This is a genomic window from Bartonella sp. AA56HLJMS (assembly GCF_042197145.1).
Taxonomy (GTDB): Bacteria; Pseudomonadota; Alphaproteobacteria; order Rhizobiales; family Rhizobiaceae; genus Bartonella.
In genome coordinates this window covers 1-6361 of record NZ_JBHIRL010000035.1, presented here as the reverse complement: position 1 = coordinate 6361, position 6361 = coordinate 1, and the positions used below count along the sequence as shown (strand labels likewise).

Sequence of the window (6361 nt, the reverse complement as noted above, 5' to 3'; positions counted from 1 at the left end):
GCCCCCAAGGTCCCCAGCCTTAACATCACCAAAATCTTTTAATGCACGTATGCGGTAAAGCGTAAGGTATCCATCAAACTCAATTGTTTCATCAGTAAGTTCGTATTTTTTCATCTGGTCTTTTCTCCAGTTGAGATTCTTTTATCGCCATCAATCCAGTCGTCCCAACATACACATGCATCACCGTAAATTTTTGCATGACCGTAAACATGCGCATCACCGGAAACTTCTGCATTGCCGTAAACACGCGCCCTATCATAAATGTATGCCTTTTCGTAAACTTGTGCATTGCCATAAACTTCTGCATTATCAAAAACGTGCGGTTCACCGCAAATATATGCATCACCGTAAACTTCTGCATCACCGTAAATGCATGGTTCATCGCAAACTTCTGCTTTGCCATAAATACGAGAATTGTTGTAAACATGTGCATAACCGTAAACTTGTGCATTTTCGTAAACCTTAGCATCACCAAAAACCTTGGCATAACCATAGACTTTTGCATAATCCCCAATCCAGCAATTACCATGATGCGATAGGTTGTCTTCTTTCTCGATATAGCCGCCAAGATCACCTTTCTTGACGTCCTCCAAATCTCTCAGTGCACGAATGCGGTGAAGGATTTTGCCATCAACTTCGATTGTTTCATCAGTAAGTTCGTATTTTTTTTCCATATTTTAAGTCGCCCTTATCTTAAAACAGTGTCATTTCCAGATACTTTTGTATTTCCGGTTACTTTGGCATTCTCGCAAACTATTGCACCACCAAACACACGGGCATTTCCAGAGATTTTTGCGTGACCGCCAACTTTAGCTTTTTCAGAGACATGTGCTCCATCATAAATTTCGGCACAACCACCAACCTTTGCTTTACCGAAAATACGAGCATTGTCACAAGCGGATGCAACGTGCGAAATTGTAGCGTTGTCGAAAACTTCTGCATTGTCATAAACGCGTGCATGTTCGGAAATTACGGCGTCATGGTATATTCTTGCTTTTCCATAAACCTTGGCATCACCGCAAACTTTTGCATTAACGTAAATGACTGCATCATCGTAAACATGTGCATCATCGTAAACACGTGCATCATCGTAAACACGTGCATCATCGTAAACTTGTGCACTTCCATAAATACGAGAATTGTCGTAAACCTTGGCGTTACCGTAAACTTGTGCCTTATCGTAAACTTGTGCATCATCACAAACCGTAGCATTTCCACTAATACAGGCGCCATCAAATATCTTGGCATTATCAAAAATGGTAGCGCTTTCAAGCACCTTGGCATCACCATCTACCCAACAATCATCTTCATGACTTAGGTTGTCTTCTTTCTCGATATAGCCTCCTAGGTTGCCTTTCTCGACATCACCAAAGTTTCTTAAAGCACGTATACGGTGAAGGATTTTGCCATCAACATTGATTGTTTCATCAGTCATTTCGTATTTTTTTTCCATGGTTTTACTCCTTTAAGTTAGATTCTGCCTTTGTCGTTCTTGCAAAAGAACGGCATTGCATTGTGTGGTGAATTTTTTGAAAAGGTGGCGTCTTTTAAAAACGCCTTAGCTTTTAAAGCACATCACAAGGACGCAAACGGTGTTGTTTTTCGTAAGAACCATACATTGCATCATCATATTCGCGCTGTTTTATATCATCTAAAAAAAAACCGTATGCTGTGCTGTGTAGAATAAAGTCATGCGGTATTTTGCCATCAAAACACTTTTGTTCACGTAGTTTGAGATAAAACTCAGCAATATCTTCAGAGATATCTTCGCAACGATTAGTCGTTGGTTCTACGCGCAAAATTTGGACAGCATTATCGGTTTGGTCGATAAAATTGATAATGTCCTTTTCTTCTAAGAAAGGACCAGATTTAGCGAGATTTTGCTCTTCATTTTCGCACATCACTAAGAGAATTTCATCAGAATTTATAAACACTGGTTTATTCACAAATGCCTCCATACAGCCTATTGGCAAAAGTTATTTTCTAAGATATGGAGTGATTAATACGTTTTTCGTAACGATGTGTCAATAGATAAAATACGAAAAACGTATTTTTATTTTTATAAATCTATTCGATTTTGTTTATTATCATTAATGTTAATGAGGTGCTTATGATAGAAAATATAAAAGAAAAACAGCTATCCATCATGCTAAATAAATTAACCGAATGTGAAAAAAAAGCTTTTATGAATTTCTTGCTGCGAGCAGAGATTTTAAAAGATCCTCGACAATCTTCTTTTCAGAATCATTCGCTTGTGAATATAAGTAAAGAAAATCATCAGAGTAAGGTCCAGAAATAGGTGAAGAATCTTTAAAAAACTCCATAATTTTAACTAATTCATCTGCCTTAATATCTCTCATTTCCCTATTTGTATTAAGATTAATCATATTGGATATAGCTGGTCTTCTTATACCAAGATGGGCGGCAAGCTTGGCTTGGCTCCCTCGTCCCATTTTATCAAGCTCTTTTTTTATCCAAATTTTTAGCTCTTTTTGCCTAATCATAATTAAGTTTATTCCTTATTTTTAAAGTCCTTACAATACAAAAAATACAATGATACGTTTTTCGTATTGACTAAATATTTTTGATATCGTATTTTTATCGCTATGATAAAAACATATACGAAAACCGCAAAACTCATAATTGAGTATCTAGGTGGGTATAAAAAAGTTGCTAATATCGTTAATCGCAATGTTATTGTAATTAGAAAATGGGCTTACCCTTTTGAAAAGCGAGAGGGTAAAGGCGGCATCATTCCAGCTAAATACCAAATTATGCTTTTGAACTATGCACGTGATCATGGGATAGATTTGCGTCCAGAAGATTTTTTTTATCCCGAGCGCTTGCAGAGATTAATGCAAGAGCAACACCCCCCAATGTCGAAAATTTGCAAGAGCTGCGGTGTTGATCACACCGGAGAAACTTTACAGCATTAAGGAGATAAAGATGAGTTCGAATGAAATTTTATGGATAGCAGTGGTTTCAGTTTTGCTCTTAAGCGGAGTGATGTTTCGTATTGCATTGCATTATCGCAACCAAGTTAAAGCACTTAAAGAGCAGGTTCAAGATATTAAGAAAAAAATGAAAGAGAATGAGTTTAGGTATTTAAAGGAAAGCAAGCAGACAATTGATGAATGTGATGCAGATCTTGAAGAACGTGACGAGGAAATTAAACAACTGAAACAAAAGACTGAAGAGCATGAAAAGGCGTTCAGAAATGTAAGTGAAGTTGTAATGACACTCGAAGCAGATGTTCAATCACGTGATACGGAAATTAAAGAATTGAAGCAAAAGATAGATGCGTACCGAGAAGACTTTAAACGGAAAAGTGAAAAGATACAGGCACTAAAAGCAGATGTGCAATCACGTGATACGGAAATTAAAGAATTGAAACAAAAGATAGAAGAACATGACGACGAGGAAATTGAAGAACGTGACAAGGAAATTAAACAACTGAAGCAAGAGCTTAAGCCGCGTGATGAAGCAGTAAAAGCGCCGCCTCATAAGAATAAGAAGAGTAAGAAGAAGGGTAAGTGAGGAGTGGATAAGATGACAGTTAAAAAGAAGTATGAATCTACTGATGAAACAATCGAAGTTAATGGAGTTACGCTTCATCGTATACGTGCTTTAAGAAATTTTAGAGATGTGTACGCAGGTGACTTAGGTGGCTTTATTGAAAATGAAAGCAATTTAAGTCATGAGGGAGACTGTTGGGTTGGGGACGATGCAAAGGTTTATGGTAGTGCTAGGGTTTACGGTCGAGCCAAGGTTTTTGGTAATGCCAACGTTTATGATAACGCTCATGTTTATGGCAATGCCATTGTTTATTTTGATGCTCAAGTTTTTGGTAATGCACATGTATACGGTACAGCAATAATTTGTGAAAATGCCCGTGTGTGTGGTGATGCATGGATTGATACAGGTTTTATTAGTGGTTGTGATTTAGTTAATAGTAGTAAAAAGAAATACGAACTTACAGACGATACAGTTGATCTCGGTCCTTTCAAGTTACACCGAATACGAGCATTGAGAAGCTTTGGCAAAGTAAAGAAAGGTGATTTAGGTGGCTGGGTAGAGAGTGAAGAGAACCTCAGTCACGAAGGTAATTGTTGGATTAGTGGTTTAGGGGCTGTTTTTGGTGGCGGCAGATTACGTGGTGATCACCTAGTTCCAAACTTTAATTACATTTCCAATACGACTTATAAATTGTCTATGTTAACACCACAACGATATATGGCATCTCTACCTTGGCACCGTAGAATATGGGAGCGACTCCGTTATTATTGGGAGTGCGGAATATGGTTGTAGTTATTAGAACTATCCATAAGTTCTTTTCCTTTAGATATCCCGTTTTCCCAAGCTTTGTCCTGTTCATCTGTCCAACGGAAAAAACCAAGACAAAAAGTGGTCTCAAGAGTTTTTTCTGGATTATTACATGAGGTATGTTCAACTACGATGGTTATAGGTTTTCTTAAACATGGTTTTTGTGGGTGTATGGTAAACCAAAGAGTCAATTTACTTTTGGCTTTTATACTAAAAAGATCAAAAAATCCCAAATGGTTAGGATCTAATTTTGGGTCTATTAAATCAATATGCTTTTCGCTTTTTAAAGCGATTTTCTTTCCATTTTTACGTTTTTTAGAATCTGAGATACCTTCGGTAGGATCTGGGTAGAGTGCTTCAGTAAATATAAATGGGTGTTTTTTAGGTATTTTTATGTGATTTATTTTGATTATTTGGTTTGTAGGATTGTAAATGGCTAATTCCAATTCACCTTCAAGGTCACTAGGATGCTTTGGAGACAGATGTTCAAAAACTGTACGTACAGTACAGTTTTGCAACTTTTGTCCTAAACATTTTTCTTTTTGTTCTTTGTAGCTTTTATACAAAACAAAAAGTAGAGAGAACGTACTAATGATTAAAGAAATACATTCATATGTTGTTGGTGTATCTTCCATATTTTTCTCAGCCCGCTTTTTGAAAAAAACAATCATATAAAACACATTATGTATGGAGCGGCGTTGTGACTAACACGATTCTTTGTTTTGATCTAGGTACGCGGACTGGGTGGGCGATACGTGGTGCAAGTGGTGACATGTTCAGTGGTACCGTGAATTTTCAATCGCGCCGTTTTGAAGGCGGTGGAATGCGTTACTTGCGTTTTAAACAATGGCTATCAGAAATAAAGCAGACAGCAGGTCAAATTGACGTGGTGTATTTTGAAGAGGTGAGGCGTCATAAAGGTGCAGATGCAGCGCATGTTTACGGTGGTTTGTTAGCAACGTTAACGGCGTGGTGTGAACAGCATCAGATACCGTATGAGGGGATACCAGTAAGTACGATTAAGAAAGCGACGACAGGCAAGGGGAATGCGTCGAAAGAAGAGATGATTAAGGCGGTGCGTGCAAAAGGGCACAATCCGAAAGATGACAACGAAGCAGATGCTTTAGCAATTTTATATTTAGTTAAAGAAAGGGAATTGGGGTATGTCCAGTAAATTACCATGGACGAGGCTTTTTGCAGACAAGTGGCTTCTTACTCTTGGTTGTTTGTCGCCGACCGAGAAATGTATCTATGTCATGTTGCGACTTCTAATGCTCCATACTGGTGAACCTATTTTAAAGGACTTAACGGTATTAGCTTTTTGGGTTGGTTATCCAGTAGAAGAGTTTGAAGCAGCTTTGAATTCCTTGATTGAAGGTGGATTCATCATACGTTTAGACAATGGTGGGTTGTGGAATTCAGAAGTTGAAAAAGAACTCAACAGTCTCAGTGAAGAAGAGCTAGATAATTTCACTTGCAATAATAATAAAGAAAGGGAGGTGAAGTATGTCAACTAAGTTGCCATGGACGAGGCTTTTTGCAGACCAGTGGGCAATTGTTGTTGATTATTTGCCTGCTGTAGAGGGAAATATCTATATGCGATTACGGTTACGTATGTTGCGTACTGGTGAACCTCTTTTTTATAATATTAAAGTTTTATCTCATTACACTGGTTATTCAGTGAAGAAGTTTGAAGCGGCACTGAATGTTTTGCTTGAAGAAGGATATCTCATTCGTTTAGCAGATGGTCGCTTGTGGAATTTAGATGTTGAGGAAGAACTCAATAACTCTAATGAGAATTTAGATAAAGCTTCGGAAAAGGCTTCAAAAGCAGCAAAAGCTAGATGGGATAAAAACAAAGATAAAAGTAATGATGATGCACGTGCAATGCATGAGCAATGCACAAGCAATGCATACGCAATGCACGAGCAATGCTTGGAAATGCACAATAACATTAACAATAACAATAACAAAAAAAATAAAAATATTATTTTATCAAAAAGAGAAATTGATTTTGAAAATTTAGAAACAAACGATT

General features: G+C 37.4%; 11 protein-coding genes. 6 read left to right on the top strand and 5 right to left on the bottom strand.

All coding sequences use genetic code 11. From position 1 onward, the window contains the following. Positions 1 to 110 precede the first annotated feature (110 nt). The 4 genes from ACFINI_RS09170 to ACFINI_RS09155 all read right to left on the bottom strand — a co-directional run bounded on the left by ACFINI_RS09170 (position 111) and on the right by ACFINI_RS09155 (position 2504). Positions 111 to 674: a hypothetical protein gene (locus ACFINI_RS09170; protein ID WP_375647968.1), complete on the bottom strand. Its 564-nt coding sequence runs from the start codon at positions 672 to 674 to the stop codon at positions 111 to 113. A gap of 14 nt (positions 675 to 688) precedes the next feature. Further along, on the bottom strand, positions 689 to 1453 hold the full coding sequence (locus ACFINI_RS09165; RefSeq protein WP_375647967.1) for a hypothetical protein: 765 nt from the start codon (positions 1451 to 1453) through the stop codon (positions 689 to 691). A gap of 112 nt (positions 1454 to 1565) precedes the next feature. Then, the gene (locus tag ACFINI_RS09160) at positions 1566 to 1946 is read right to left on the bottom strand and encodes a hypothetical protein (RefSeq protein WP_375647966.1); all 381 of its coding nucleotides are present in this window, start codon (positions 1944 to 1946) and stop codon (positions 1566 to 1568) included. Positions 1947 to 2183: 237 nt separating this feature from the next. Beyond that, the gene (locus ACFINI_RS09155; protein WP_375612651.1) at positions 2184 to 2504 is read right to left on the bottom strand and encodes a helix-turn-helix domain-containing protein; all 321 of its coding nucleotides are present in this window, start codon (positions 2502 to 2504) and stop codon (positions 2184 to 2186) included. Between the two features lie 102 nt (positions 2505 to 2606). On the opposite strand from ACFINI_RS09155, the gene ACFINI_RS09150 reads away from it, so the two are divergent. Genes ACFINI_RS09150 through ACFINI_RS09140 form a run of 3 tightly spaced genes read left to right on the top strand, consistent with a single transcriptional unit; the run spans position 2607 to position 4308 of the window. Next, a complete protein-coding gene (locus ACFINI_RS09150; RefSeq protein ID WP_375647965.1) occupies positions 2607 to 2936 on the top strand; it encodes a hypothetical protein in 330 nt (109 codons plus the stop codon). A 10-nt stretch (positions 2937 to 2946) separates the two neighbouring features. Then, positions 2947 to 3537, top strand: a complete 591-nt coding sequence (locus tag ACFINI_RS09145; RefSeq protein WP_375647964.1) for a hypothetical protein — start codon at positions 2947 to 2949, stop codon at positions 3535 to 3537. A gap of 12 nt (positions 3538 to 3549) precedes the next feature. After that, entirely contained in the window at positions 3550 to 4308 is a 759-nt protein-coding gene (locus ACFINI_RS09140; RefSeq protein ID WP_375647963.1) for a hypothetical protein, read from the top strand. On the opposite strand, the gene ACFINI_RS09135 is transcribed toward ACFINI_RS09140, so the two are convergent. Further along, the gene (locus tag ACFINI_RS09135; RefSeq protein ID WP_375630472.1) at positions 4281 to 4994 is read right to left on the bottom strand and encodes a hypothetical protein; all 714 of its coding nucleotides are present in this window, start codon (positions 4992 to 4994) and stop codon (positions 4281 to 4283) included. The genes ACFINI_RS09140 and ACFINI_RS09135 overlap by 28 nt on opposite strands. Before the next feature lie 29 nt (positions 4995 to 5023). Between ACFINI_RS09135 and ACFINI_RS09130 the strand changes: the two genes are divergently transcribed. The 3 genes from ACFINI_RS09130 to ACFINI_RS09120 form a co-directional block, all read left to right on the top strand. Beyond that, entirely contained in the window at positions 5024 to 5497 is a 474-nt protein-coding gene (locus ACFINI_RS09130; RefSeq protein ID WP_375647962.1) for a crossover junction endodeoxyribonuclease RuvC, read from the top strand. Beyond that, positions 5487 to 5840 (top strand): DUF1376 domain-containing protein, encoded by a 354-nt coding sequence (locus ACFINI_RS09125; protein WP_375647961.1) that lies wholly within the window; start codon positions 5487 to 5489, stop codon positions 5838 to 5840. Before ACFINI_RS09130 ends, ACFINI_RS09125 begins: the two co-directional genes overlap by 11 nt. Beyond that, the coding region (locus tag ACFINI_RS09120) for a DUF1376 domain-containing protein (RefSeq protein ID WP_375647960.1) at positions 5830 to 6361 on the top strand (532 nt) is incomplete at its 3' end. The genes ACFINI_RS09125 and ACFINI_RS09120, both read left to right, overlap by 11 nt.